Origin of the sequence: Microvirga soli, from assembly GCF_016734765.1 — a bacterium.
Classification (GTDB): domain Bacteria; phylum Pseudomonadota; class Alphaproteobacteria; order Rhizobiales; family Beijerinckiaceae; genus Microvirga; species Microvirga soli.
Genome location: NZ_JAERQE010000002.1, coordinates 15,126 through 39,222, shown reverse-complemented (window position 1 = coordinate 39,222; position 24,097 = coordinate 15,126). Strand labels below are relative to the sequence as shown.

General features: G+C 64.5%; 27 protein-coding genes and 1 tRNA gene. 7 read left to right on the top strand and 21 right to left on the bottom strand.

Annotated elements, in window-relative coordinates; genetic code table 11:
• Nucleotides 1-164 precede the first annotated feature (164 nt).
• Genes JKL45_RS02005 through sdhC form a run of 4 tightly spaced genes read right to left on the bottom strand, consistent with a single transcriptional unit; the run spans nt 165 to nt 3,625 of the window.
• Nucleotides 165-947 carry a succinate dehydrogenase iron-sulfur subunit gene (locus tag JKL45_RS02005; protein WP_201859441.1) on the bottom strand — a complete coding sequence of 261 codons (783 nt, stop codon included), beginning with the start codon at nt 945-947 and terminating at the stop codon, nt 165-167.
• A 15-nt stretch (nt 948-962) separates the two neighbouring features.
• Complete coding sequence (gene sdhA, locus JKL45_RS02000; protein ID WP_201859440.1) at nt 963-2,786, bottom strand: succinate dehydrogenase flavoprotein subunit; 1,824 nt, start codon at nt 2,784-2,786, stop codon at nt 963-965.
• Nucleotides 2,787-2,797: 11 nt separating this feature from the next.
• The gene (gene sdhD, locus JKL45_RS01995) at nt 2,798-3,217 is read right to left on the bottom strand and encodes a succinate dehydrogenase, hydrophobic membrane anchor protein (RefSeq protein ID WP_201859439.1); all 420 of its coding nucleotides are present in this window, start codon (nt 3,215-3,217) and stop codon (nt 2,798-2,800) included.
• A gap of 12 nt (nt 3,218-3,229) precedes the next feature.
• Entirely contained in the window at nt 3,230-3,625 is a 396-nt protein-coding gene (gene sdhC, locus JKL45_RS01990) for a succinate dehydrogenase, cytochrome b556 subunit (RefSeq protein WP_201859438.1), read from the bottom strand.
• A 203-nt stretch (nt 3,626-3,828) separates the two neighbouring features.
• Here sdhC and JKL45_RS01985 point away from each other — a divergent pair, with 203 nt between their 5' ends.
• Both JKL45_RS01985 and JKL45_RS01980 read left to right on the top strand, forming a co-directional pair.
• A complete protein-coding gene (locus tag JKL45_RS01985) occupies nt 3,829-4,716 on the top strand; it encodes a LysR family transcriptional regulator (protein WP_201859437.1) in 888 nt (295 codons plus the stop codon).
• A gap of 136 nt (nt 4,717-4,852) precedes the next feature.
• A complete protein-coding gene (locus tag JKL45_RS01980; protein ID WP_376770996.1) occupies nt 4,853-5,512 on the top strand; it encodes a hypothetical protein in 660 nt (219 codons plus the stop codon).
• Here JKL45_RS01980 and folD read toward each other — a convergent pair whose 3' ends face one another.
• From folD to JKL45_RS01965, 3 genes are read right to left on the bottom strand one after another with little or no spacing between them, the layout of a single operon-like run.
• A complete protein-coding gene (folD, locus tag JKL45_RS01975) occupies nt 5,513-6,415 on the bottom strand; it encodes a bifunctional methylenetetrahydrofolate dehydrogenase/methenyltetrahydrofolate cyclohydrolase FolD (protein WP_201859435.1) in 903 nt (300 codons plus the stop codon).
• A complete protein-coding gene (locus JKL45_RS01970; RefSeq protein ID WP_201859434.1) occupies nt 6,412-6,729 on the bottom strand; it encodes a DUF167 family protein in 318 nt (105 codons plus the stop codon). Before JKL45_RS01970 ends, folD begins: the two co-directional genes overlap by 4 nt.
• Nucleotides 6,730-6,741: 12 nt before the next feature.
• Complete coding sequence (locus JKL45_RS01965; RefSeq protein ID WP_036358112.1) at nt 6,742-7,032, bottom strand: YggT family protein; 291 nt, start codon at nt 7,030-7,032, stop codon at nt 6,742-6,744.
• A 181-nt stretch (nt 7,033-7,213) separates the two neighbouring features.
• Between JKL45_RS01965 and JKL45_RS01960 the strand changes: the two genes are divergently transcribed.
• Nucleotides 7,214-7,289: transfer RNA gene (locus tag JKL45_RS01960), tRNA-Ala, on the top strand.
• A 249-nt stretch (nt 7,290-7,538) separates the two neighbouring features.
• Nucleotides 7,539-7,859, top strand: a complete 321-nt coding sequence (locus tag JKL45_RS01955; protein ID WP_201859433.1) for a hypothetical protein — start codon at nt 7,539-7,541, stop codon at nt 7,857-7,859.
• A 146-nt stretch (nt 7,860-8,005) separates the two neighbouring features.
• Here JKL45_RS01955 and JKL45_RS01950 read toward each other — a convergent pair whose 3' ends face one another.
• On the bottom strand, nt 8,006-8,212 hold the full coding sequence (locus JKL45_RS01950) for a hypothetical protein (protein WP_201859432.1): 207 nt from the start codon (nt 8,210-8,212) through the stop codon (nt 8,006-8,008).
• Between the two features lie 118 nt (nt 8,213-8,330).
• On the opposite strand from JKL45_RS01950, the gene JKL45_RS01945 reads away from it, so the two are divergent.
• Nucleotides 8,331-9,764: a phospholipase D-like domain-containing protein gene (locus JKL45_RS01945; RefSeq protein WP_312896897.1), complete on the top strand. Its 1,434-nt coding sequence runs from the start codon at nt 8,331-8,333 to the stop codon at nt 9,762-9,764.
• 3 nt (nt 9,765-9,767) lie between these two features.
• Here JKL45_RS01945 and JKL45_RS01940 read toward each other — a convergent pair whose 3' ends face one another.
• Entirely contained in the window at nt 9,768-10,073 is a 306-nt protein-coding gene (locus JKL45_RS01940; RefSeq protein ID WP_201859430.1) for a hypothetical protein, read from the bottom strand.
• Between the two features lie 339 nt (nt 10,074-10,412).
• On the opposite strand from JKL45_RS01940, the gene JKL45_RS01935 reads away from it, so the two are divergent.
• Entirely contained in the window at nt 10,413-11,120 is a 708-nt protein-coding gene (locus tag JKL45_RS01935) for a hypothetical protein (protein WP_201859429.1), read from the top strand.
• A gap of 158 nt (nt 11,121-11,278) precedes the next feature.
• On the opposite strand, the gene JKL45_RS01930 is transcribed toward JKL45_RS01935, so the two are convergent.
• On the bottom strand, nt 11,279-11,476 hold the full coding sequence (locus JKL45_RS01930) for a hypothetical protein (protein ID WP_201859428.1): 198 nt from the start codon (nt 11,474-11,476) through the stop codon (nt 11,279-11,281).
• Between the two features lie 32 nt (nt 11,477-11,508).
• Nucleotides 11,509-12,081 (bottom strand): PRC-barrel domain-containing protein, encoded by a 573-nt coding sequence (locus JKL45_RS01925; protein ID WP_201859427.1) that lies wholly within the window; start codon nt 12,079-12,081, stop codon nt 11,509-11,511.
• Between the two features lie 222 nt (nt 12,082-12,303).
• Between JKL45_RS01925 and JKL45_RS01920 the strand changes: the two genes are divergently transcribed.
• Nucleotides 12,304-12,570, top strand: a complete 267-nt coding sequence (locus tag JKL45_RS01920) for a hypothetical protein (RefSeq protein ID WP_201859426.1) — start codon at nt 12,304-12,306, stop codon at nt 12,568-12,570.
• Between the two features lie 265 nt (nt 12,571-12,835).
• Here JKL45_RS01920 and JKL45_RS01915 read toward each other — a convergent pair whose 3' ends face one another.
• The 10 genes from JKL45_RS01915 to JKL45_RS01870 all read right to left on the bottom strand — a co-directional run bounded on the left by JKL45_RS01915 (nt 12,836) and on the right by JKL45_RS01870 (nt 24,041).
• Complete coding sequence (locus JKL45_RS01915) at nt 12,836-13,225, bottom strand: YbaN family protein (RefSeq protein WP_246498236.1); 390 nt, start codon at nt 13,223-13,225, stop codon at nt 12,836-12,838.
• A 124-nt stretch (nt 13,226-13,349) separates the two neighbouring features.
• Nucleotides 13,350-14,642 (bottom strand): amidase, encoded by a 1,293-nt coding sequence (locus tag JKL45_RS01910; RefSeq protein WP_201859425.1) that lies wholly within the window; start codon nt 14,640-14,642, stop codon nt 13,350-13,352.
• A gap of 77 nt (nt 14,643-14,719) precedes the next feature.
• On the bottom strand, nt 14,720-16,867 hold the full coding sequence (locus JKL45_RS01905; protein ID WP_201859424.1) for a sensor histidine kinase: 2,148 nt from the start codon (nt 16,865-16,867) through the stop codon (nt 14,720-14,722).
• A 3-nt stretch (nt 16,868-16,870) separates the two neighbouring features.
• Nucleotides 16,871-17,920 (bottom strand): sensor histidine kinase, encoded by a 1,050-nt coding sequence (locus tag JKL45_RS01900; RefSeq protein WP_201859423.1) that lies wholly within the window; start codon nt 17,918-17,920, stop codon nt 16,871-16,873.
• 8 nt (nt 17,921-17,928) lie between these two features.
• Nucleotides 17,929-18,378: a response regulator gene (locus JKL45_RS01895; protein WP_201859422.1), complete on the bottom strand. Its 450-nt coding sequence runs from the start codon at nt 18,376-18,378 to the stop codon at nt 17,929-17,931.
• A complete protein-coding gene (locus JKL45_RS01890) occupies nt 18,379-20,628 on the bottom strand; it encodes an ATP-binding protein (RefSeq protein WP_201859421.1) in 2,250 nt (749 codons plus the stop codon).
• A complete protein-coding gene (locus JKL45_RS01885) occupies nt 20,625-21,191 on the bottom strand; it encodes a biliverdin-producing heme oxygenase (RefSeq protein WP_201859420.1) in 567 nt (188 codons plus the stop codon). The genes JKL45_RS01890 and JKL45_RS01885 overlap by 4 nt, the downstream gene beginning before the upstream one ends.
• The gene (locus tag JKL45_RS01880) at nt 21,188-21,943 is read right to left on the bottom strand and encodes an ABC transporter permease (RefSeq protein ID WP_201859419.1); all 756 of its coding nucleotides are present in this window, start codon (nt 21,941-21,943) and stop codon (nt 21,188-21,190) included. Before JKL45_RS01880 ends, JKL45_RS01885 begins: the two co-directional genes overlap by 4 nt.
• On the bottom strand, nt 21,940-22,878 hold the full coding sequence (locus JKL45_RS01875) for an ABC transporter ATP-binding protein (protein ID WP_201859418.1): 939 nt from the start codon (nt 22,876-22,878) through the stop codon (nt 21,940-21,942). Before JKL45_RS01875 ends, JKL45_RS01880 begins: the two co-directional genes overlap by 4 nt.
• Nucleotides 22,875-24,041 (bottom strand): ABC transporter permease, encoded by a 1,167-nt coding sequence (locus JKL45_RS01870; RefSeq protein ID WP_201859772.1) that lies wholly within the window; start codon nt 24,039-24,041, stop codon nt 22,875-22,877. Before JKL45_RS01870 ends, JKL45_RS01875 begins: the two co-directional genes overlap by 4 nt.
• Between the last annotated feature and the right edge of the window lie 56 nt (nt 24,042-24,097).

Genomic DNA, 24,097 nt, shown 5'->3' with positions numbered 1-24,097 from the left:
CCGTTTTCAACGACGGCCTGATTATCGGCTTGAGGTTATTCCGAGGAATATGAACCTAGGCCAACATTGTTCCGGTTTCGACATATGGGATCGCAAATCATAAAAAAAGGCGCCAAAGGCGCCTTTTGATCAAAGTGTTGCCAGGAGGCGTCACCAACGACGCCTCAGACCGCGCGAGCGATCATCATCTTCTTGATCTCGGCGATGGCCTTGGCCGGGTTCAGGCCCTTCGGGCAGGTGTTCGCGCAGTTCATGATCGTGTGGCAGCGATAGAGCCGGAACGGATCATGCAGGTTGTCGAGGCGCTCGCCCGTGGACTCGTCGCGGCTGTCGATGAGCCAGCGATAGGCCTGGAGCAGGGCAGCCGGCCCCAAGAACCGGTCGCCATTCCACCAATAGCTCGGGCACGAGGTGGTGCAGCAGGCACAGAGAATGCACTCGTAGAGCCCATCGAGCTTCGAGCGCTCTTCGGGGGTCTGGCGCCACTCGGTCTCGGGCTCCGCCGTCTGCGTCTGCAGCCAGGGCTCGATGGCCGCGTGCTGGGCGAAGAAGCTCGTGAGGTCCGGTACCAGATCTTTGAGCACCGGCATGTGCGGCAGCGGATAGATCTTGATGGTGTCGCTGTCGCAATCGTCGATGCCGAGCGTGCAGGCCAGCGTGTTCTTGCCCATGATGTTCATGGAGCAGGACCCGCAGATGCCCTCGCGGCAGGAGCGGCGGAAGACCAGGGTCGAATCGACGTTGTTCTTGATCCACAACAGCGCGTCCAGAACCATCGGGCCGCAATCGTCACGGTCGACATAATAGGTGTCGATGCGCGGATTGGCGCCGTCATCCGGGTTCCAGCGATAGATACGGAACGCCTGAAGGTTCGCCTCATTGGCCGGCTTCGGCCAGGACTTGCCTTCGGTGTACTGGGAGTTCTTGGGAAGCGTGAACTGAGCCATCGTTTTTCGTCTTCCTTAGTACACGCGAGCCTTGGGCTCGATGTACTGGATGTCGTTCGACATGGTGTAGGTGTGCACCGGGCGGTAATCGAGGGTCACCTTGTGGGAGGTGTCGTCGAGCCACGCCAGCGTGTGCTTCATCCAGTTCTTGTCGTCGCGGTCCGAGAAGTCCTCGCGGGCATGCGCGCCGCGGGATTCCTGACGGTTGGCCGCGCCTTCCATGGTGACGACCGCCTGTCCGATCAGGTTGTCGAACTCCAGCGTCTCGAGAAGGTCGGTGTTCCAGATCAGCGAACGGTCCGTGACCTTCACGTCGGCAGCGGCAGACCAGACCTGGTGGATGAGCTGCTTGCCTTCCTCCAGCACCTCGCCGGTGCGGAACACCGCGCAGTTGTTCTGCATGGTCTTCTGCATCTGGAGGCGCAGTTCCGCGGTCGAGGTCGAGCCGTTGGCATAGCGGAACTTGTCGAGGCGCGAGAGCGCGAGCTCATCGGCGCTCTTCGGAAGGTCCGTGTGGCGGGCATTCGGCTCCAGGATCTCGGCGCAGCGCAGGCCCGCCGCGCGGCCGAAGACCACGAGGTCGATGAGCGAGTTCGAGCCGAGGCGGTTCGCGCCGTGCACGGACACGCAGGCTGCTTCGCCGAGCGCCATCAGGCCCGGTACCACCGTGTCCGGGTTGCCGTTTTTGAGCGTCAGCACTTCGCCGTGATAGTTCGTCGGGATGCCGCCCATGTTGTAGTGCACGGTCGGCAGGACCGGGATCGGCTCCTTGGTCACGTCGACACCCGCGAAGATCTTGGCGCTCTCCGAAATGCCGGGCAGGCGCTCGTGCAGGATCTTCGGGTCGAGATGGTCGAGGTGCAGGTAGATGTGGTCCTTATTCTTGCCCACGCCGCGGCCGGCGCGGATCTCCATGGTCATGGCGCGGGACACCACGTCACGGGAGGCAAGATCCTTGGCGGAAGGCGCATAGCGCTCCATGAAGCGCTCGCCTTCCGAGTTCGTGAGATAACCGCCCTCGCCGCGCGCGCCCTCGGTGATGAGGCAGCCCGAGCCGTAGATGCCGGTGGGGTGGAACTGCACGAACTCCATGTCCTGCAGGGGCAGGCCGGCGCGCAGCACCATGGCGTTGCCGTCACCTGTGCAGGTATGGGCCGAGGTCGCCGAGAAATACGCGCGTCCATAGCCGCCTGTCGCCAGGATCGTCATGTGGGCGCGGAAGCGGTGGATCTCGCCGGTGGACTGGTTGAGGGCCACGACGCCGATGCAGCGGCCGTCGGAATCCATCATCAGGTCGAGGGCGAAATACTCGATGAAGAAGTTGGTCTGGTTGCGCACCGCCTGCCCGTACAGCGTGTGCAGGATCGCGTGGCCCGTGCGGTCGGCAGCAGCACACGTGCGCTGGGCGGTGCCCTTGCCGAAATCGGTGGTCATGCCGCCGAAGGGGCGCTGGTAGATCTTGCCCTCGCTGGTGCGGGAGAACGGCACGCCCCAGTGCTCCAGCTCATAGACGGCGGCGGGCGCATTGCGCACGAGATACTCGATGGCATCCTGGTCGCCGAGCCAATCCGACCCCTTCACGGTGTCGTACATGTGCCAGCGCCAATCGTCCGGCCCCATGTTGCCGAGCGAGGCCGAGATGCCCCCTTGCGCGGCAACTGTGTGCGAGCGGGTCGGGAACACCTTGGTGATGCAGGCGGTGCGAAGACCGGCCTGTGAGCAGCCGACGGTGGCGCGCAGGCCCGCGCCGCCCGCGCCCACCACCACCACGTCGAAGGTATGGTCGATGATATTGTAGGCCTTGCCGTTGATGGCTGCGCCGTTCGTTGCTTGAGCCATGGAAAAATTCCTTAAACCAGGATGCGGCCGAGGCTGACCTTGAGAATGGCGTAGAGGCAGGCCACTCCAATGATCACGGCATAGAAATTGTTCGCGATCACGGCCGCGATCTTGAGGCCCTTGTCGTGCACGTAATCCTCGATGACGATCTGCATGCCGAGGCGCATGTGGTTCGTCACCGAGATGACCGCGAGGATCAGGATGATCGCGACGAGCGGATGCGAGATGATGGCGATCGCGTCCTGATAGGAGGGCGAGGCCGCCAGCGCCGCCACGATGATCACGAAGGCGATGATGAGCGGGATGTTCGATACCGCCGTCATGCGGTGGATCCACCAATGCTCGACGCCATGCCCGGAGGCGCCGAGGCCCTTCACGCGGGCGAGCGGGGTGCGCATGGAAACGCGGGTGTCAGCCCTATTGTCGGCCATTGTCCGGTCTCCTTAGAACGCGATGAATGCGACGACCCAGATCGCCAGCGTGAGCGCGACCGAGCCGACAAGGGTGAAGCGGGCCATGTTGATGCGCTGAGCCGCCTCCATGCCATGGCCGAAATCCCACACAAGGTGGCGCACGCCGCCCAGCATGTGGTGCATGAGGATCCAGGTATAGCCGAAGAGGACCAGGTACCCGATCGGCGAGCCGAAGAACCACTGCACATTGTCGAAGGCGTTAGGCCCAGAGGCGAGCGCCACGAGCCAGACGGCGAAGAGAGCAATGCCGCCATAGAGGGCGACGCCGGTGATGCGGTGCACGACGGACATCGCCATCGTCCAGCTCCACCGGTAAATCTGAAGATGGGGGGACAAGGGCCTCGGGGCCACTTTCGCCTCAGCCATGGTGTTCACTCCTGATCGGCGACGGGTGGTCGCGCCTAGTTTGGAACGGTTCGTATAAGATGCGCGGCGACACCGCAATGCGCCTTCCGCCCAATCAGGCTACAGAAGCGCACACTTCGTCAGCCGCGAAGATATAGCGCCCCTCGCTTAACGGACAATTTTTAATTATTCTTATCTCCCTTCGCCAATGACGAAGGAAACCTATGCAATTCGACCTGACCGATCTGAGCCTCTTCCGCCACGTGGTGGAGGCCGGCAGCATCACCCACGGGGCCGAGCGGGCCCATCTGGCGTTGGCCGCCGCCAGCACGCGCATCCGCAACATGGAAAAGTCCCTCGGGGCTCCCCTCCTCCTGCGCACCCGGGCGGGCGTGACCCCGACGCCGGCCGGCCGCACCCTGCTCCAGCACGCCCGCACTCTGCTCGCCGGGGCCGAGCGCCTGCGGGAGGATCTGGGCTCCTATACCGGCGGCCTCACCGGCCAGATCAGGATCCTCTCCAACACCAACGCCCTCACCGAGTTCCTGCCCGAGGCGCTGAGCGCCTTTCTCGCCGGGCACCCGCAGGTCTCCATCGACCTGGAGGAGCGCCTCAGCGACGAGATCGTCGGGCTGATCGCCGAGGGCGTAGGCGACATCGGCATCGTGGCCGGCACTGTCGATACCGGACAGCTCGAGACCTATCCGTTCCGCAGCGACCGCTTTGTCCTGGTGGTGCCGCAGGATCATGGTCTCGCCGCTCGGCCGGGCATCTCCTTCACGGAGGTGCTGGAGCACGATTTCGTCGGCCTCGATCGGGCGAGCGCCCTCCAGCGCTTCCTCGCCGCCAAGGCCAGCCGCACCGGCAAGCCCATTCGCCTGCGCGTCCAGCTGCGCAGCTTCGATGCGGTTTGCCGCATGGTGGAAGCGGGGGTAGGCCTCGGCATTGTGCCGGAGACCACGGCGCGCCGCGCCGCCCGCACCATGGCGATCGGAACCGTCGACCTGGAAGATCCCTGGGCCACCCGCGATCTGACCCTATGCATCCGGGCCCTGAAGGACCTGGCCCCCTCGGCGAGGCAACTGGTGGAGCATTTGCGGCAGGGTGCATGAGGCAGGAGACCTCGGAGCGGCATTCATGGCTTGGTGTCCCGCTCCTCACATCGGCGTGAGGAGGGAATGACTCCTGAATTAGAAGTGTCATTGTGACCGGGGGTCTTCACATCCTTCGGAGGAAACAATGCGTGGAATGGACGGCGTATCGCTCTTGGGCCTCATCGGCCTTCTGACCCTGGCCTCACCAGACATCGCCCAAGCCCAGACGGCCCCGGCCGACACGAGCTTCTTCGTGACCAGCGTGGGATCCGGCAAAGGCGCGGATCTGGGCGGCCTGGATGGCGCCGACCGGCATTGCGAAACCCTGGCGGAAGCCGCCGGCATTCGCGGCAAGATGTGGCGGGCCTATCTCTCGACGCAGGGGGCGAACGGCGTCAACGCCAAGGACCGCATCGGCCGCGGGCCCTGGCAGAACGCCAAGGGCACCGTGATCGCCAAGGACGTGGCGGACCTGCACGGACCCAACAACAACCTCAACAAGCAGACGGCGCTCACCGAGAAAGGCGAGCCCGTGAAGGGCCGCGGCGACCAGCCGAACCAGCACGACATCCTCACCGGATCGCAGCCAGACGGCACGGCCTTTGCGGGCAACGAGGACATGACCTGCGGCAACTGGACGAAGAGCGGTACCGAAGGCGCCGCCATGACGGGCCATCACGACCGCCAGGGTCTCGACGAGTCGCCGCCGGCCAAATCCTGGAACTCGTCGCATGCGACGCGAGGCGGCTGCAGCCAGGACGCCTTGCGCGGCACCGGCGGCGCGGGCCTGTTCTACTGCTTCGCGGCCAATTAGCTAGGCGGCGAAATCCACCGCCGGCATGGTGAGACCACGGCGCAGGCACGCTGCCTCCAGCGTGTTGCGCAGCAGGCACGCGATGGTCATGGGGCCGACGCCGCCCGGCACCGGCGTAATGGCGGAAGCGACTTCGGCCGCTTCCGCGTAAGCCACGTCGCCCACCACCCGGGTCTTGCCCTCGCCGGCAGCCGGGTTCGGCACCCGGTTGATGCCCACATCGATCACGATGGCGCTGGGCTTGATCCAGTCACCGCGCACCATTTCGGGCCGGCCGACAGCGGCTACGAGAATGTCCGCGCTGCGGCAGACATCGCGCAGGTCGCGGGTCTTCGAATGAGCCACCGTCACCGTGCAGCTCTGGCCGATGAGCAGCTGCGCCATGGGTTTGCCGACGATGTTGGAGCGCCCGATCACCACGGCGTTGAGCCCGGCGAGATCACGGCGCACCGATTGCGCCAGCAGCAGACATCCCAGGGGCGTGCAGGAGACGAAGCCTGGTACGCCGGTCATGAGCCGGCCGGCATTGATCGGGTGGAAGCCGTCCACGTCCTTGGCAGGGTCGATGGCCTCGATCACCTTCTGGGCATCGATCTGCTTAGGGAGAGGCAGCTGCACCAGGATGCCGTCCACCGCCGGATCGGCGTTGAGCCGGGCGACGAGGTCGAGAAGCTCGGCTTGAGACGTGGAGGCGGGCAGCACATGCTCGAAGGAGCGCATGCCCACCTCGACGGTCTGGCGGGCCTTGTTCTTCACATAGAGCTGGCTTGCCGGGTCCTCGCCGACGATCACCACCGCAAGGCCCGGCATGACGCCTTGCCCGGCCAGAGTCTTCACGGCCCGGGCGATGCGGGCACGCAGGCCTTCTGCATAGGCTTTTCCATCGATGATCGTGGCGCTCATGGGCTTCCCTGTCCTGTAACAGTGGCAAGGGCTTCGGCCAGTGCGCTCCCCTCGCCCGAAATCACAAAGGTCTTCAGCCGGGCGGTGGCGCCCGCCTCCAGGCTCACCGCCGAGGCCGGACGCTTCAGCGCCTTGGCAAGCAGGCGCCGGACGCCCTCGTTCGCCGCCCCGTCCTCCGGCACCGCCCTGACCCGGACCTTCAGCACCGGCCTGCCATCCGACAGGGTCTCGATGCCGTCGATGGCATCCCGCCCGCCCTTAGGCGTCACGCGCACCCGAACCTCCAGGCCGTCGGGCCGGACGCGCCAGGGCATCACTCCGCCGCCTTAGAAGGCGATCGGCATCAGGTAGTCGATGATCAGGTTCTGGATGAAAATGATCAGCAGGATCAGGATGATGGGCGAGATGTCGACGCCACCCAGATTGGGCAGGATGTTCCGGATCGGCCGCAGTACAGGCTGGGTCACCGCATCGAGGAAATTCCAGATCGAGCGGACGAAATCGTTGCGGGTGTTGACTACGTTGAAGGCCACCAGCCAGCTCAGGATCGCCGAGGCGATGATGAGGTAGGTGTAGAGCTGGAGAGCCAGCAGAATGACATTGAGGAGCGCGCGCATGGGAAACCTGTCAGGGATCGGCGCTGCTCATGTAACGATTGAAGCGGGGCTGAACAACCCATAACCGCTTCACAAGCCGCCCCATGCCGCTCCCGGGGTTCTGGAGCCCCCTCTCCGGCCGATTGACAGACCAAAGCCAGCGGGCCTAAATCTTGCGCCACTTGGCTCGATTCAATCGACCGGGGCTGTAGCTCAGATGGGAGAGCGCTGCAATCGCACTGCAGAGGTCAGGGGTTCGATTCCCCTCAGCTCCACCAAGCCTTTGATCCTGTTTAATTATTCTGCGATCCCAAGATTCCTGCAACACGGCGTCGTACACGCTCGCCAATGATGCGGCTTGAGCAGCGTTCGATTGGGCTCGGGTTGCGGGGCCGTCTCGGAACAGCGGGAGAGGGGTCTGCCATATTGCCCCAATCTGCGGCGTTTACCTTGTGTCTTAAGGCTTTGTCGATACTATGTTGCTAATAGTCCTTCTGGGTCAAAGATCCAGATCAAAGGACATAACAATGGCTCTGACGGGGCGTTTTAATCTTCGGAAATCTTTTTCCGGACGCATCATTTTACAGGTTGAGGAAGAGGTTGAGAGCGCCTGGCGGCTGTTCTCACAGAAGCCTAGGCTTCGTAGACGCTGGCGGGATGCGAAGCCGATGGATTTGCCGGCCACGGAACTGCGTGGATTGATGGATCTGCGCAACCGGCCGCAGTTCATGCAGGCTTTCGAGCCGACGCACGTGGCACGTCCATCAGCTCATAAGATGGATCCGATCCCATCAACAGTCGCCAGTTCTGCCTTACCGGGCGAAGGGAGTTCGGCAATCGCGCACTGACGAGTAGTCTGCTCGCCTCGGGTAAAGCGGCTGGACCTCTTCCCTAGAGCATCGGATTGGTCCCAAAAGTGCAAGTCCACTTTTGGGTCCGATGCTTTAGCCTTCACATCGGTCCCGCAGGAGCGCGGGATCGACTTGTCACCTGTTCACTCGCGCCCGCGGCTCTCCAGGTAGACACGCGCCGATTTGAGCGCAGCATCGCATTGAGGAGTGTTGCCGATGATGCTCTCAGACTGGGTCTGGCCGGTCCAGACATTGAGAGCTGTGGTCACGACCCAGAGAGGCTCGGCCGTGGCGCGCTTGGCCAGCCCCGGCAGTGAGGCCTCGGCGCAGGTTCTCACATCCGCGATCACGGATTGCCTGCGGAACCTCGGGTGACTGCATCCGGTTTAAAGCCAAGATACCCTTGAGGAGGCCACGCTCGCTCTGAGCGGCCAAACGTGCCGGGCGGGGGCGATGGAGAGAGTAGCGGTGCAAGTGTTGCGGCCCGGTCATACATGCTGGCGGATCGAGCAGGCTGACCGCGTTGCCCTCATCGTCGATGCCGCCGACTACTTCCGGGCCGCTCAATCGGCCATGCTCAAGGCGCAGCATTCCATTCTCATGATCGGGTGGGATTTCGATACCCGGATCGATCTCGACCCAACCGACGGGACAGACGAGCATCCCCAGCACCTGGGGGCGTTCCTGACATGGCTCGTCGAAACCAAGCCTGACCTTCACGTCAATATCCTGAAATGGGACCTCGGCATGGTGAAGTCCCTGTGGCGGGGCACGACGCTCTTCCGGGTGGCTCAATGGGCCATGCATGAGCGCATCACCTTCAAGCTGGATGGCGTCCATCCGCGCGGGGCGGCGCACCACCACAAGATCGTCGTGATCGACGACGCTGTCGCGTTCTGCGGCGGCATCGACATGACAGGCGACCGGTGGGATACGTCGGAGCACCGCGATGACGATCCCCGTCGCCGCCGCCCCTTCACGCGGCGTGCCTATGGGCCATGGCATGACGCCACCACGGCCGTCAGCGGTGCGGCCGCCAAGGCTCTGGGCGATCATGCCCGTGAGCGGTGGAAGCAAGCCTCGGGAGAAGTCCTGACACCACCGCCTGCCGGCTCGGATCCCTGGCCCGACGGACTGCCCGTCGATATGGCCGATGTGGCGGTCGCGATCGCCCGGACCATCCCGGCCTACGACAATCAGGCAGAGGTGCGCGAGATCGAAGCGCTGTACCTCGCCGCAATCGCAGCCGCGCGCCGAAGCATTTACTTCGAGAGCCAATACTTCGCCTCGCGTGCCGTCGCGGAGGCCATTGCCCGACGCTTGGAGGAGCCGGACGGACCCGAGTTCGTGATCGTCAACCCTGCATCGGCTGAAGGCTGGCTCGAGGAGGAGGCCATGGGCTCGGCGCGGGCTCGTCTCCTGGCCATGCTCCGGCGCCGCGACCGCTTCGGGCGCCTGCGGGTTTACACGCCGGTCACCGAGGGCGAGCAGCCGATCTATGTTCACGCCAAGATCATGATCATGGACGACCGGCTGCTGCGGGTGGGATCATCCAACCTGAACAACCGCTCGATGGGCTACGACACCGAGTGCGACCTCGCTCTCGAGACGGATGACGACACGCACATCGCCCACGCGATCAGGAGCTTTCGGGCTCGGCTGCTGGCAGAGCATTTGGGCACGTCGCCGAAGCAGGTCTCGGCCACCATGGCCGAGCGAGGTTCGCTGATTGCAGCAATCGAGGAACTCTCGGGATCCGGGCGCTCTCTTCGGCCGTTCGATCCACCATCCATCAACGATGCAGAGAAGGCGCTGGCGGATCACGAACTCCTCGATCCGGAGCGCCCGCGCTCCCTCTGGGATGCCCTGTCCCGGCCTCACCTGCCCATCTTCAGGGGATGAGCATCACGCCCCGCGGCTCTCCAGGTAGACACGCGCCGATTTGAGCGCTGCATTGCATTGAGGAGTGTTGCCGAGGATGCTTTCAGGCTGGGTCTGGCCGTTCCAGACATTGAGGGCTGTGGTCACGACCCAGAGAGGCTCGGCCATAGCACGTTGCGCGAGCCCCGGCAGCGAGGCCTCGGCGCAGGTTCTCACATCGGCGATCACGGCCTGAGGCGCACGCACCTGCGCCAGACGCTCGCTCATTTCCGCCTGCAGCGGATCGACGATCAGCAGGCCGACGAGGGAAGCCAAGAATTCTTGAAACATGATTGCCTCTGTGCGGTAGCCGGATCGAAGCGATCCGACATCACGCAAGCGCCACCGCTTCTTGCGTCAGAGGGTCCCGGATCAGGGGTCTGTTTGACAGTTAAGCATGACCAATCGGCGTTCAAGAGCGAGGCAGGAAATAAACGAACGATACAGCGCGTCTTTCTCGTAGCGACTTTCGTACGTGAATGGCGCGCATCTCCCTTGCGGTGTGGCAAGTTCGCTTGGCTTTCTTCAATGGTCCTATTCCGGTGCCGGAGCCTCAAAGTTGCCGCGATTGACCCTGTATGAGCTGACCTGCGCCTACCCAAGTGATTTGCGGATCGAATCGTCAGCCTCATGAGCTCTTCGCCTCAGCATCAAACCGATTTCACCTTTCCCTGGTCCGCTGCCGATCAATCGCGCCATGAGCTCATCGAAAAGCTCGAACAGGTCTACAGGTTGTGCCATCTGCGCTGGCGCATCGTGGAGCACTATGGGGCTGCGGCGCGTCCGGTGCTTCACCGGATCGGCAGGGCCGTCGATCAGACGGCTCTGGCCACCGCGCTGATCGTGCTTCCGAAAGTGTTTGCCGAATGGGACCGCTATCGTCCCATCTTGATTTCGAACGCCAGGACCCTGCTTCCCTTCGTTCCGCTCGTGAAGAGCGTAGAGGAAGAGGCCCTGGAGCAGGATCCGATCTGGAATCTCCTGGGAGAGTTCAAAACCCTCGCGCCCGACCAGCAGGACAAGGCCGCCAAGAACCTGGCGCTCCTGTGGGCCCATTTCGAGGATACCTTCGAAGGCTTGAGCGGCTTCCTCGCGGAGCCGCAGACCGAACAGGCCCTCTACCTCGACAAGCTCGACACCGCCTCCCGACGCATGAAGCTCGCGCGAGGGTCCGATGTGGCATTCCACTATGTCACGGTCGAAGTGATGCGGCTTTATGTGATCTGCCTGCAGACAAGGCGCTCAGATCGAGCCGCCCTCTCGCTCGCCACCTGCGCGGCCACCCTGATCAATCGCGGGCGCATGATGACGCCGGCGATTACTCACCAAGCCGCCTAGCTCGACGTGCTCGTCGAGAGACGAGACGATCCGGCACGACAAAGAAAAGGCCTGAGCGGATCAACCGTCAGGCCGTCGAGTTGCCAGAGGGAACGAAGGGATTCGAGAGGACAACGGCCAAGCCTCGCGCCGGTTCCCGACGCTTTACTTGCATTCCATCAACGCGGCGCAGCCTCGATGGCGTTCTGCTCGACGACGCGTTCGATCATCTCCGTCTCGCTCTTGATGCAGTAGAGCGGCACGCCGCCTGCTGTTGCCGGAAGCAGGCGCAGGATTCTGAAAACGTCGTGCGGAAGAACGCGGCAGGACGGATGAGGCCTGACGACTTCGCCGACTTTGAACATGTGCGCGATCATGGAATCCTCCGGGGTGTGATGCAGCCGCGATGTCAGATCGGCCCTCGCGGAACATCATGCCAGTAATCTCGCATCTCCTGCTCGCGCCTGCGGTCGGGCCAGACCGTATCGTCGCCGTAGAAGGCCGGTGCTCCCTGAACCTGGGCTTCGGTCACGTCGGTGCGGTAGCCTTCGAGCTCCTTGTCGTAGGACAGCTTGTCCCACGGGATCGTGTGGTGCTGGACGCCGAGCCCGAAAAAACCCCCGAAGGTCACGTCGACATAGAGCACGCGGCCGCTCACCTTCTCGATCAGGAGACGCTTGATCGTGCCGATCTGCCGCGCGTGCAGATCGTAGACGGCGGTTCCCTCCACCCGGTCGCTTTCGATCACCGGATGGGACGAGGTGGCGCGGTTCACGGGACCCCAGAGATAGAAGCCGTTCTCCAGGATTCCGGCCGCCACGATGGCGCGGCTGATGCCGAGGCTCCACTCCTCATCGGGGCCGATCTCCTGGGTCGGCGTCCAGGGTCCCAGATCGGCCGGCAGGGCCTCGCCCGTGGCGGTCTCGGTAAATCCGCGCAGATCGGGCTCCGCCTTGGACTGAAACACGTAATAGGTTCTCATGAGCGCCTCCCCTGCAACAGGATCGATCGCATCGCCCCCTACGCATGAGCGGACGTGAAGCCTGCTCATGCGACGATTGTAGACCTCCATGGTTCGCCATCAAACAGGCAACATCATGTCGCAAGCCGCCGTCTTGCGTCGTTGGAAGAAAGATCGTTCGATGGTAGGCTCGAAGGCGAGCGTAATGGACCTCTCATCGCAGGGAAGGAACAGGTGGCAGACTTGGCGATATCCTTGCTGGTCGTCCTTGCGGGCGCCGTCGGAATGCTCCTCCTGCTCCTGACGTGGTTCGGCAGCAGAAGCATCACGCCCGAGATCGAGGACGATTTCGATCCGATTCTGGGACCGCGGGATCCCACGGCCATCTATGAATCGCACGGACCCTTCATTCCCATGCCGGCTCATCTGAAGACGAGCGATCAGATGGTCGACTGGATGACCAAGGAACTGCCGAAGCTGACGGCGGAGATCGCGAATCCGCGCGGCTGAATGAACGGCTTGGCGATCAGGAGCGCAGCGAGATTTTTTAAGGGAACATCAGGGCCGAGGTCACGATGCTGGCCCCATAAGCCATGGCGATCAGGAGCGGGGCGACCATCGCGGCCGAGGCCAGCAGGAAGATCGATAGGCTGAGACTTCGCATGGCATCCCTCCTCGTCGAGATGTCAGCAGCCTAACCGGAACCGTGACCGCAACATGGCACAACCTTGGCCAAAAGCGAGAAGCCTTGGAGCAAGTATCGGACCCGCCTGCCTCAGGCGCCAGGGATCCGGTCCTGCGGCCGCTCGCGCGGCGCCGGGCGTGTGGCGATGTAGAGCGCAACGCTCCCCATGATGATGGCAAGAACGACAGGCAGCAGCTCGATCTCCGTGAACCACAGGATAAGCCCGTAGGAGACGGCAAGCATGGTCAGTGCCGTGATCTTGGCGCGCCGCGGAATGGCCCTCTGATCGCGCCACGTGGTCAAGAGATGGCCGAACCGGGGATGGCTGTAGAGCCGCTCGGCCAGAGCCGGATTGGAGCGGGCAAAGAACCAGACCGCCAGGAGAACGAACGGTGTCGTCGGCAGAACCGGCAGGAAGATTCCGATGACGCCGAGGGCAAGGCTCGCATAGCCGAGACAGAGATAGAGTTGGCGCATCATCCGGCTTAGGCTCTCCAAGGCTTGCAGAAGCGATCATAACGCCGGTCGGCTTGATCGGTGCCAGCGGCCCTCGATGTATCCGATCCTCCTCGCCTCGGACAGCGAGAGCGTTCGGGTGATCGGATCAGCCGGCCAATGCGCGTTCCACCCCGGCGGCGATCTCCAGCAGCCTGCGATCCTGCCCGTGGCGCGCCACCAGCATGAAGCCCACCGGGCGCTCGCAGCCGGCGACGGGCAGCGACATGGCCGTGAGGTCGAACTGGTTGCAGAACATCGGGTTGCGCAGGATGTGCCAGTCCGTCTTGTTGTAGAGCTTGTCGTCGGCCTCCAGCGGCGCAGTCAGGGGCGCCGAGACGGCCGTCGTCGGCAGCGCCAGCACGTCGACTGGGGATAGACGCGCATCCATGGCGGCAGCCAGCGCCGCGCGCTGGCGGATCATGCGGATGTAGATCGGCGCCGGAACGGTGCCGCTGCGCGCAATCGACCATCGCACGCGCGGATCGATTTCCGCCGCCTTGGTCTCCAGCCAGTCCGCATGAATTTCTGATGCCTCGATGGAAGCGATGGAGGCCGCGGCGGTGGTCTCCGCCATGGCCGTGAGCAGATCGTCGATACCGTGATCGTCGATCCTCGCACCAGCCTGCGACAGGCGGCCCAAGGCCGTCTCGAAAGCCTGCTCCACCATCGGCTCCGTGTCCGAGAACAGGCGCCCGCGCGGAATGCCGATCCGCAATCCAGCCAGAGGATGAGGGTTCACGGTCCACGGGTCTTCTCCGGCCATGACGGCATCCGTGGACGCGCAGTCCTGAACGGACAGTGCGAGCGGTCCGATCGAGTCCAGCGACGGCGCGAGCGGAAATGCGCCGTCGAGCGGCACCCGGCGGGCGGTCGGCTTGAAACCGACCACGCCGTTCAGCGCCGCCGGAATGCGCACGGACCCGCCTGTGTCGCTGCCGATGGAGATCTCGCTCGTGCCCTCCGCCACGGTGACACCGGCACCCGAGGACGAGCCGCCCGGAATGCGCAGAGGATCGGCCGCATTGCCCGGCGTACCGTAATGCGGGTTGAGTCCGAGCCCCGAATAGGCGAACTCCACCATGTTGGTCTTGCCGAGAATAACGGCGCCCGCTTGGCGCAGGCGGCGGACGATGCTGGCATCCCTCATTGCCGGCGGCCTGTCGCGCAGGGCGATGGAGCCCGCGAGCGTGGTCTCGCCCGCCACGTCGAACAGATCCTTGATGGACACGATGGCCCCATCGAGCGAACTTAAGGAGATACCTGCCTTCCGGCGCGCATCGGCAGCGTCGGCCGCCGCGCGGGCGGCCTCATGATAGAGGCGGACGAACACCCGCTCGTCGGCGGCCCGCGCGTCGAGACGCTCCAGGATGGTTTCGAGCTTGTCGCGGATGGTCGTCATTGAGGCACCGGATGGAGAAGGGAAAGATTCAACTTAGCGCATCGCAGCCGTGGCGCCCTGTCAAGCAGGACGCCGCCTCAGGACGCGTAGCGCTGCCGGGTCTCGTCGGCTTCGTCGGAATCGGTGACCATGGTCTCGATCGGGAAGGTGATCACGCAGCGGATGCCCGCCGGGGCGAAATCGAGCTTGATCTCGCCCCCGAGCTGCTGCGCCAGACCGCGTTGGATGAGCTTCATGCCGAAGCCCTGACGCTCCGGCTTCTTGACGGGAGGGCCACCGCTTTCGACCCATTCGACGAGCAGGGAGGGCGGCGCGCTTCCGGTGGTGAGTGCCCACATGACGTGAACCCTGCCGTCCGGCACCGAGAGGCTGCCGTACTTGACGGCGTTCGTGGCCATCTCGTGAATGGCGAGACCTAAGGCGAGCACGGCGCTCGGCTGGAGATTGATGCGCGGTCCCTTCAGGCGGATGCGCTGGCGCATGACGTCCTGGTAGGGATCGAGCTCGTTCTTGAGCACATCCTCCAGAAGCGCGCCCTGCCAATGGGTGGTCGTCAGAAGATCGTGCGTCTTGGCGAGACCGTGCAGGCGATCCATGAAGGCATTCCAGGCCTCAGGATCGGTGTTCTGGGTCGAACGGCGGGTCAGGGAGGCCACGGATTGCACCGTCGCCAGCGTGTTCTTCACGCGATGGTTCAGTTCGCGCAGCAGAAGCGCCTGGCGCTCGTCGGCGAGCTTGCGCTCGGTGATCTCCTGCGAGACGCCCACCATCGACATCTGGCCGTTCGCCCCGATGCGCGTCCGCCCGCTGACGCGAATCCAATGCTCGCTTTCATCGGGCCAGATCGCGCGATACTCCACATGAAGATCCGTGTTGGCCGCAATGGCCTGCGCGACGGCCTCGGCCTGCATGGCGCGGTCGTCGGGATGAATGGACAAGACCAGATCCGCGTATGTGAACGGCTCGTCGCGACTGCGGCCGAAATTGGCCCGGCAGGTTGCCGAGGTGATGAAGGTGCCCGTTTCCGGCGTGAACTCCCAGGAGCCGAAATGCCCGGCATTGAGCGCGAGCCGCAGGCGGGCCTCGCTCTCCGCCATCTGGGCGAGAACGTCCTCCCGGTCCTGTTCGTGCGTGCGGATATCCGCCGACGCTTCCGCCAGCGCCGTCCTGATCGTGTCGAATTCCAGAACCTGTGTTGTGTCCGGTCCGGAGACTTCCTCCCGGCGGCCAAGCGCTTGCGCGGCCGCGACGAGTTGGTCCACAGGTCTCGCAATGGCCCGAGCCAGAAGCGCCGCCAGAATGAGACCGCCGAGAACGACTGCGGCCAGGATCATGAGCCAGAAGAGCGAGCGCTGGATCGACTGCGCCAGCTCCGAAGTCGGGATGCTGATGACGAAGGACCAGCCATAGGCCGGTGACTGGCTGAAATAGGTGCGAACCGCAATGCCGTCGAGCGTGACGCTCTGGAGGATGCCCTCGGAGGATGCAGCAAGGGCCTCCTGAACATTGGCGCTGGCGGGCTGACCGACGAACCGCTCCGGCGCGCGGGATCGGGCCACGATCCGCTTGCCGCGGTCGAGCACGGCGGCGTTCCAGCCATCGACGATTCTCTGATCGCGAATGATGTTCTGGAAGGCCTCGGGCGTGATGGCGAGTGTCAGAATATAGGCCACCGTCTCATTGATGACGACCGGAACGTCGATGGTGATGAGGCGCTGTCCCGTCAGGGAACCCGTATAGAGATTCGAGATATGGGGCTCGCGCGTTTCCTGAACCTGCCGAAGAGCATCCATCCGGTTGCTGTCCGGCAGGCGAACGCCGTAGGGCACGCGGGTGTTGAAGATGGTGCGACCGTTCGGCTCGAAGAGGGCGATCCAGAAAGGGGCCGTGAAACCGGCATCCTTGACCCCTTTGTAGAAGCTCTCGTAGTCGCCGCCGGCAAGGGTCGGTGATCGAGACAGGACTCGCATGGCGAGCACCGACTTGTCGATTTCCCGATCCAGCAGCAGGCTCAAGGCCCGGGCGGTCTCCTGCATGCGCTGATCGACGGCCTGCTGCTCGGCTCGGTAGCCGGAGTAGAAGCCTCCGGCCGCCACCAAGATGATCGGCAGCGAGATGGCGAGCACCAGCCCCCACAGAACCTGGCGCAGCGATATCCCGGCTTTCCTGGGAAGACCCGTGGCCGCCTGCGCAGTGTTCGTTCCGGCCGTGGGTTCCTGCACCATCGGCTAGCTCACGTCCTGCGCCGGCATGGTGATGCGCACGAGTGTTGCCGGCTCCCCCTGGGGCCATTCCACATGGGCATCGAGCTGGCGTGACAGGGCCTTCAGGACCGTGCCGGACGCGCTATTCTGTGCAGCCTGCTTCTCATCGGGACTGAAGGCGTCGTCCGACAGTTGGAACAGCAGAACCCCGCCCCGGATGCGCAAGGTCAGCTTCAGCTTGCCATGGCGTTCGATATAGGCGTGACTGAGGGCGTTGACGACGATCTCGTTGAACAGGAGCGCGATGGGCGCCGCCTTGGAGGCCTCCACCTCCACGTTCTCGACCTCGAATTCCGGCACGATCCTCACCCCGGGAATTGCGGCGGTGAGTTCCTGGCAGAGCCCTTTGGCGAAGCTGGATGCATCGAAGCGCGCCGCGCCCTTCCCGTCGTAGAGATCCCGATGCGCCGCGGCCAGCGCCTGCATGCGCTCCCTCATGCGGCCGAGCACCTGCCGGCTCTGATCGTCTTCGGCCTGCCGGATCTCGATTCCGATCAGGGACAGGATAAGCTGGAGGTTGTTCTTCACCCGGTGGTCGAGCTCGTGCAAAAGCGCCGTCTGGCGATCGAGCAGCGCGTGAAGAGCATCCTGCGCATGGCGCTTGTCGGCCCGTTCGCGAGCTTCGGCGAGCGCCCGCAGAACGGTGCCGGGAAGTCGGTCGAGGCTATGCTTGAGCACGTAGTCGGTGGCGCCGCGCTTGAGCGCTTCGACCGCCACCTCCTCGCCGAGCGCCCCGGACACGAACACGAAGGGCGTGCCGGGAGCCCGTGCCTGCACGATCTCCAGCGCGCTTAAGCCGTCGAAGGCGGGGAGCCTGTAATCAGCCAGGATGATGTCCCAGCGCCCCTCCTGCACGGCTCGCGTGAAATCGGCCGCCGTGTCGACGCGCTCCATCGAAACGCTCAGATCGGCGGAGGCCAGAGCCTCGCTCACCAGCTCAGCATCGAGCGGGCTGTCCTCCAGGAGGAGGATGCGCAGCATCGAGGCGAGCTGAGGATGGGCCTGCACGCTCATCGGTGGCGCTAGCCTCCGTTGCGCCGCGGCGGCGGTTCATTGAGGATGGCCCAGAACACGCCGAGATCCTGGATGGCATCGAAGAACTCGCGGAAGCCCACCGGCTTCACCACGAAGGCGTTCACCCCGAGCTCGTAGCTGCGCACGAGATCGCTCTCCTCCCGCGAGGAGGTGAGCATCACGACCGGCGTCTGCCTGAGATGCGGATCGGACTTCACCTTCTCCAGCACCTCGAGCCCGTCGACCTTCGGCAGCTTCAGGTCGAGCAGGACCACGGCGGGATCGCTGGTGTTGCGGCTCTCATGGGCGCCGCGGCGGTAGAGAAAATCGAGGGCCTCGGCGCCGTCGCGCACGATGACGACCTCGTTGGCGAGCTGGCTCTGCTCCAAGGCCGCCAGGGTCAGTTCGAGATCCTTCGGGTTGTCCTCAACCAGCAGGATCGGTTTCAAATCCGGCATTCACGCCGCTCCTTCAGTCTTTGTTTCATCCGGCAGGGCAATGGAGACGGTCGCGCCCCGGTCGAGCGCGCCTTCGGCCCAGGCCCGGCCTCCATGCCGTTCAACGATGCGGCGCACATTGGCCAGCCCGATGCCGGTTCCCTCGAAATCTTCCATCCGGTGCAGCCGCTGGAAGACGCCGAAGAGCTTGTCGATGTACTTCATATCGAATCCGACGCCGTTGTCGCGCACGAAAAAGATCGTCTCCCCAGCCTTGCGGGTGGAGCCGATCTCGATGCGCGCCTTCTCCCGGGGACGGGTGTATTTTAGGGCATTGTCGAGAAGATTCTCGAACACCAGCCGGATCAGCACCGGATCGGCCGTCACCTCGGGCAGGTCGCCGATGACCCAGTCGACCCGACGGCCGCCCGCATGCACGGTGAGCTGCTGCCGGATCTCGTCGACCAGGCGACGCATGTCGATCCGACGCGGCTTGAGAGCCGTGCGGCCCATCTGCGAGAAGCGCAGCAGGTTGTCCACGAGGGTTCCGGCCGTGTAGGCGGAGTCGATGATCGTGTCGACGTAGCGCCTGCCCTTCTCCGACAGATCGCTGCCTTCCTGCTTCTTCAGAAGCTCGGAATAGCCGACGATGTGCCGGAACGGGGCGCGCAGGTCGTGGGAGACCGAATAGGAGAAGGCCTCCAGCTCCTTGTTGGAGCGGCGCAGCTCCTCGGAGATGGACGCCAGCTCCTCGGCCCGGCGCAGCACGATGCCCACGATGGCGTGGCGCAGCTCCCTGACCGCCTCGATCTCGCTCCGGTCCCAGGGAAGCGACCGCTCCTGCACCGTCTCCTTCCAGATCTCGAAGGAGCGGCGGGGATGGAGCCGGGCCGTGCCAGCCTCTTCCTGCACGGGCTTCTGCGGGTTGCCGCCCCATTTGACGGTCTGGACCACCTCGGGGCGGAACCAGAGCACATAGCTCGACTGCGCCTTCGAGATCGAGATCGCCAGAAGGCCGCTGGCCCGGTCCGTATAAGCCTTCGCCGCCGGGTAGACCTGAGACAGGCTGTCGGTTGCGAAGACGTCCTCCTGATTGTTCCGCGAGAGCCAGGCGAACAGAGCCTTGACGTCCTTCTCGGCGGGGGTCTGGCCGAGGCACCAGCAATGATCCTGCGTCAGCACCGCCGCTCCTTGCGCGTCTGCCAGGAGCATGAGGTCGTCCGGGTGGTTCACGAGGCCTGCGATGAAATGTTCTTCCGCCGCCATGTGGGCGAGGAGCCGCGTCTGCACGGTGCCGAGACGCACCCGGTTTTCGGCCAGCGACGTGTTCTCGCGCGCCTCGAGCTGCAGGGAGAAGATCTGCGTGAGGAAATCGCAGGCGTTGCGCACCTGGAGCGAGACCCGCTTCGGCTCCTTGCTGTGGCACGAGATCAGCCCCCACAGCCTGCCGTCGCGCAGGATCGAGATCGACATGGAGGCGAGCGTCCCCATGTTGCGCATGTATTCGAGATGCACCGGCGAAACGCTGCGCAAAACCGAGTCGCTCAGGTCCAGCGGTGCGGGATCCCGCGACTGGATCGGGACCGGGATGTAGTTGGCATCCGAGATGATGCGCAGGCGATTGCGTCGATAAAGCTCCCGCGCCTGGGCCGGAATGTCGGAGGCGGGAAAGCGCAGGTCGAGGTAGGACGGCAGGACCTCGTTGCGATCCTCGGCAATGACGGTGCCGTTCCATTGCTCGTCGAAGCGATAGATCAGCACCCGGTCGAACCCGGTCATGCGGCGGATGTCCTGCGCCGCGAGGCCACACAGGGCATCGATGCTGGAGGCCCCCTGCAATTGCTCCACGAAGCGGCGCAGGGTGGGATAGAGCGAGTCGAGGCTGGCGACGGCCTCCGAGGGCGTTTCCTCGAGCTCCAGGACGGCACATTCGCCCGAACGGGAGATCGCGGCCTCGTAGGTCCGCCGGCCCTGTGCCGTCGAAACCTCGATCGTGCGCAGATACTGCGTGGTCCCGGCCGGTGGCGGATCTGCCAGCGCCGCCTCGAAATCCCGGCTCAGAACCGGCAGAACCTCGGCGAAGGATCGACCCAGGGTGTCTGACGGATCGAGCCCGAAGATCTCCGCGATGTTGGCGCTGGCATAGGCGAGCGTCCGGTCGGAGAGCCGGACCGCCAGCAGAATCCCATGCGGCTGGATGCTGCCCGGAATGTGGATCGGCTCCCGGTCGCAGGCGGTCAGGTCGATGTCTTGCGGGGTTTGCAGGGTCATGGGGTCTCGCACAGCCAGTCATGCATCACGTCGAAGGTCTTCTGTGCGGACTCGACGATTTGACCGTCGGCCTCCGGCGAGGAAGCCTCGAGAAGCACAACGCCGAACGACTTCCACATGGCCGCAATATCACGGCCATAGCTGCGGAAATAGGCACAGCCTGTCTCCGCGTCGAGCCCGAGCCGGTTCTTCACCTCGCGGGCGATGATGGCGCCGCCCAGGGTGGAGCCCTCGACCACATACATGCTCCCCAGCACCGCCTCCGGGCCCGGGAGCGGCATCAAAGGCCGGCATTGTGGCAAACGGATGATGTCATCCGACTTCAATCCTAGGGCTTCGAGATCCTGAACCAGAAGCTGCGTCTTGCGCCGGCGCTCGAAGAAGCCCTGGTCGGGGGCTCGGCCCGCTGCCTCCGACTCCCAAGCCTTGTGGAACCCGTAAAAGCGGATCAGCAGATCGCGGTAGCCATCGCGCGTGGCGATCCGGCGGTCGAGATCCATCGCCGCCTCGATGCGGTCGTGCGCCGCACGGGTTTCGGTTTTCAGTCGCGCCAGAATCGTCATGCAGTCCCGTCCAGGGGGCGGCCAAGTCGCCTCGCAGCGGCCCGCTCGACCAGTCCGAGCCCGTCGTGGATCAGAACCGCCAGCAAGGCAACCACCAATCCGCCCTGGAGAATGAACGCCACGTTGTTGGATTGAAGGCCCGCGATGATGACCTCGCCCAACCCCTTGGCCGCCACGGTGGAGCCGATGGTGGCGGTCCCGAGGCTGATGATTACCGAGAGGCGGATGCCGGCGAGGATCACCGGCAGGGCGAGCGGCAGCTCCACCTGCCACAGGCGCTGGCGGGCATTCATCCCCATGCCCTTGGCGGCCTCGAGTGTCCGGGGTGACACGCCCGTCAGGCCGGCCAGGGTGTTCTCGAAGATCGGCAGGAGCCCGTAGAGAAAAAGCGCGATGAAGGTGGGCTTTTCACCGAAACCCACAAGCGGCACCGCAATGGCCAGCACGGCGATGGGCGGGAAGGTCTGGCCGATATTCACGAGGCTGCGCGACAGCGGCAGGAACTCACGGCCCTTGGGCCGCGTGACGAAGATGCCGAGCGCAACGGCCAGGACCGTGCTGGCAAGCGTCGCCAGGGCCACGATGCGCAGGTGCGACAGGGTGAGAGCGAGCAGGCTGCCCTGGTTGTAGATCGCCGGCGCATTGTTGGCGGTGAGCGGCGCGAATGCGAAGGCGAAGAGCTGCGGCGCCGTCACAAAGGCGACGAGCAGGAGCAGCGCCGCGGCGCGCAGGATGACGGCGCGCACGCTCATGCGAGCGGCCGTCCATGCTTGAGAATGCCGTCGACGCTGATGCGCCCGATGGGAGCGCCCGATGCATCGGCAACAGGAAGCACGGGCCTGCCGCGCCAGATCAACTGCGCCAGCGCATCGCGTAAGGTCGCCGAGACGGTGATCGGTTCTCCATCGGCGTGGCCGGGCTCCATCGCATCCTGCACCGTCATGAGGGACAGGAGGCGGAAAGGCCGCTCCGCTGTTCCCACGAGCTGTTCGACGAAGGCTTCCGCCGGATGGGTCAGCAGATCGGCAGGCTTTGCGTATTGCAGCAGCCGCGCCTGATCCATGACGGCGATGCGATCACCCAGATGGAAGGCCTCGTTCATGTCGTGCGTGACGAGCACGATGGTGGTGCCGAGCCGGCGCTGGATCGCCAGAAGATCGTCCTGCGCCTTGCCGCGAATGACGGGATCGAGCGATCCGAACGGCTCGTCCATCAGGAGAAGCGCGGGCTTTGCGGCGAGCGCCCGGGCGACACCCACGCGCTGCTGCTGTCCGCCGGACAATTGATGCGGAAACTTTCGGGCAAACTCGCCCGGATCGAGTTGGAACAGGTCGAGCAGTTCCTCGACCCGGGTGGCGATGCGCTTTTTGTCCCAGCCGAGAAGGCGCGGGACGGTGGCGATGTTCTCGGCGACGGTACGGTGCGGGAACAAGCCATAGCCTTGGATGACATAGCCGATGCGATGTCGAAGCTCGTCCTCCGGGATGGTTGTCGTATCCTGCCCATCAATGAGAACGCGACCCGCACTTGGCGCGACGAGCCGGTTGATCATGCGCAGCAGGGTCGACTTGCCGGCGCCCGAGGTGCCGACGACGACCGCGATCTCACCCTCGCCAATCGTGAAGGACACGTCGTCGACGACGATGTTGTCACCGTAGCGCTTGCTGAGATGCTCGATCTCGATCATGCCGCGCCCCGTCGTGTGAGATCGATGATCGCATCGAGAATGATGGCGGCCGCAAAGGACAGGGCCACGGTCGGAATGGCCCCCAGCAGCACCAGGTCGATGGCCGTCTGGCCGATGCCCTGGAACACGAAGGTGCCGAAGCCCCCGCCCCCGATCAGCGCAGCAATCGTGGCCAAGCCTAAGTTCTGCACCAGCACGATGCGGATGCCGGCGAGAATCACGGGAAACGCCAGCGGCAGCTCGATCTGCGCGAGACGCTGACGCGGCGACAGGCCCATGCCGCGCGCGGCCTCGATCACATCGGCCGGCACCTGGCTCAAACCTGCCATGGTGTTGGCCACCACCGGCAGCAGGGAATAGAGAAAAAGCGCGATGAAGGCAGGCGCCGCGCCGATGCCTCGGATGCCCAGCGCTGCGGCGAGCGGCACGTTTGCCGCGAGGTACCCGAGCGGCGCGATCAGGATGCCGAAGAGCGCGATGCTCGGGATCGTCTGCACGATGCCGAGCCCCTGCAGGATCGCATTGCGCAAGGCGGGAACGCGATGGCTTGCCAGGCCCAGCGGCAAGCCCACGAGACAGGCAGCCCCCATCGACCCGAGGGCGAGCCACAGATGCTGGCGCGCCTCGCGCCAGAAGCTCTCCGCCCGGTTCGCGTACTCCTTCATCAGGGAGAGATCGTTCCAGGCTCCCGACAGGAGCAGAAGCGCCAGCGCGCCTGCCGCGATGCTCAAGGCCGCAAGCCGCCCCCAAGGCCCCAATCGCAGGCGTGTCAGCGCGTCAGTAGCCAGGAGCGCGAAGGCCAGAGCGAGAAGCCAGAAGCCGATGGCGGGCGACACGCGGGCGAAGGTGTTGCCGGCCGGCGTGACGAAGCCGGCGGAGAATCCGACGGCCGGAAAGATCACGCACAATCCGAGAGAGGCCGCGGCCAGCCGGACGAGAGGCTTGCGAGCCAGCGCGGCGCAGAGCGCAACGCCGAGCACCACCGCGATGGTGACGAGAGCGCCTGCGGGCGGCAGAGCATCGACGAGCAGGCGCCCTTCGCCCGAGACGATGCGGTTGGCCCGATAGGTGACGAAGGGACTTGCGAACAGCGCAAGAGCGATGAGCCCGGCGATCACGCTCCCGAGCCGGTCCAGATGCAAGGTGGGGCGCAAGGTGGGCATGCCGGGCGCAGTGGTTCGGGAGGAAATCGTCGTCACAAAGCGTCCGGCCTTCGTCG

Excerpts from the sequence above, each read along its gene's own strand:
- JKL45_RS02005 (WP_201859441.1), bottom strand. The coding sequence starts at position 947 with ATGGCTCAGTTCACGCTTCCCAAGAACTCCCAGTACACCGAAGGCAAG.
- sdhA (WP_201859440.1), bottom strand. The coding sequence starts at position 2,786 with ATGGCTCAAGCAACGAACGGCGCAGCCATCAACGGCAAGGCCTACAAT.
- sdhD (WP_201859439.1), bottom strand. The coding sequence starts at position 3,217 with ATGGCCGACAATAGGGCTGACACCCGCGTTTCCATGCGCACCCCGCTC.
- sdhC (WP_201859438.1), bottom strand. The coding sequence starts at position 3,625 with ATGGCTGAGGCGAAAGTGGCCCCGAGGCCCTTGTCCCCCCATCTTCAG.
- JKL45_RS01985 (WP_201859437.1), top strand. The coding sequence starts at position 3,829 with ATGCAATTCGACCTGACCGATCTGAGCCTCTTCCGCCACGTGGTGGAG.
- JKL45_RS01980 (WP_376770996.1), top strand. The coding sequence starts at position 4,853 with ATGGACGGCGTATCGCTCTTGGGCCTCATCGGCCTTCTGACCCTGGCC.
- folD (WP_201859435.1), bottom strand. The coding sequence starts at position 6,415 with ATGAGCGCCACGATCATCGATGGAAAAGCCTATGCAGAAGGCCTGCGT.
- JKL45_RS01970 (WP_201859434.1), bottom strand. The coding sequence starts at position 6,729 with ATGCCCTGGCGCGTCCGGCCCGACGGCCTGGAGGTTCGGGTGCGCGTG.
- JKL45_RS01965 (WP_036358112.1), bottom strand. The coding sequence starts at position 7,032 with ATGCGCGCGCTCCTCAATGTCATTCTGCTGGCTCTCCAGCTCTACACC.
- JKL45_RS01955 (WP_201859433.1), top strand. The coding sequence starts at position 7,539 with ATGGCTCTGACGGGGCGTTTTAATCTTCGGAAATCTTTTTCCGGACGC.
- JKL45_RS01940 (WP_201859430.1), bottom strand. The coding sequence starts at position 10,073 with ATGTTTCAAGAATTCTTGGCTTCCCTCGTCGGCCTGCTGATCGTCGAT.
- JKL45_RS01935 (WP_201859429.1), top strand. The coding sequence starts at position 10,413 with ATGAGCTCTTCGCCTCAGCATCAAACCGATTTCACCTTTCCCTGGTCC.
- JKL45_RS01930 (WP_201859428.1), bottom strand. The coding sequence starts at position 11,476 with ATGATCGCGCACATGTTCAAAGTCGGCGAAGTCGTCAGGCCTCATCCG.
- JKL45_RS01925 (WP_201859427.1), bottom strand. The coding sequence starts at position 12,081 with ATGAGAACCTATTACGTGTTTCAGTCCAAGGCGGAGCCCGATCTGCGC.
- JKL45_RS01915 (WP_246498236.1), bottom strand. The coding sequence starts at position 13,225 with ATGATGCGCCAACTCTATCTCTGTCTCGGCTATGCGAGCCTTGCCCTC.
- JKL45_RS01910 (WP_201859425.1), bottom strand. The coding sequence starts at position 14,642 with ATGACGACCATCCGCGACAAGCTCGAAACCATCCTGGAGCGTCTCGAC.
- JKL45_RS01905 (WP_201859424.1), bottom strand. The coding sequence starts at position 16,867 with ATGGTGCAGGAACCCACGGCCGGAACGAACACTGCGCAGGCGGCCACG.
- JKL45_RS01900 (WP_201859423.1), bottom strand. The coding sequence starts at position 17,920 with ATGAGCGTGCAGGCCCATCCTCAGCTCGCCTCGATGCTGCGCATCCTC.
- JKL45_RS01895 (WP_201859422.1), bottom strand. The coding sequence starts at position 18,378 with ATGCCGGATTTGAAACCGATCCTGCTGGTTGAGGACAACCCGAAGGAT.
- JKL45_RS01890 (WP_201859421.1), bottom strand. The coding sequence starts at position 20,628 with ATGACCCTGCAAACCCCGCAAGACATCGACCTGACCGCCTGCGACCGG.
- JKL45_RS01885 (WP_201859420.1), bottom strand. The coding sequence starts at position 21,191 with ATGACGATTCTGGCGCGACTGAAAACCGAAACCCGTGCGGCGCACGAC.
- JKL45_RS01880 (WP_201859419.1), bottom strand. The coding sequence starts at position 21,943 with ATGAGCGTGCGCGCCGTCATCCTGCGCGCCGCGGCGCTGCTCCTGCTC.
- JKL45_RS01875 (WP_201859418.1), bottom strand. The coding sequence starts at position 22,878 with ATGATCGAGATCGAGCATCTCAGCAAGCGCTACGGTGACAACATCGTC.
- JKL45_RS01870 (WP_201859772.1), bottom strand. The coding sequence starts at position 24,041 with ATGCCCACCTTGCGCCCCACCTTGCATCTGGACCGGCTCGGGAGCGTG.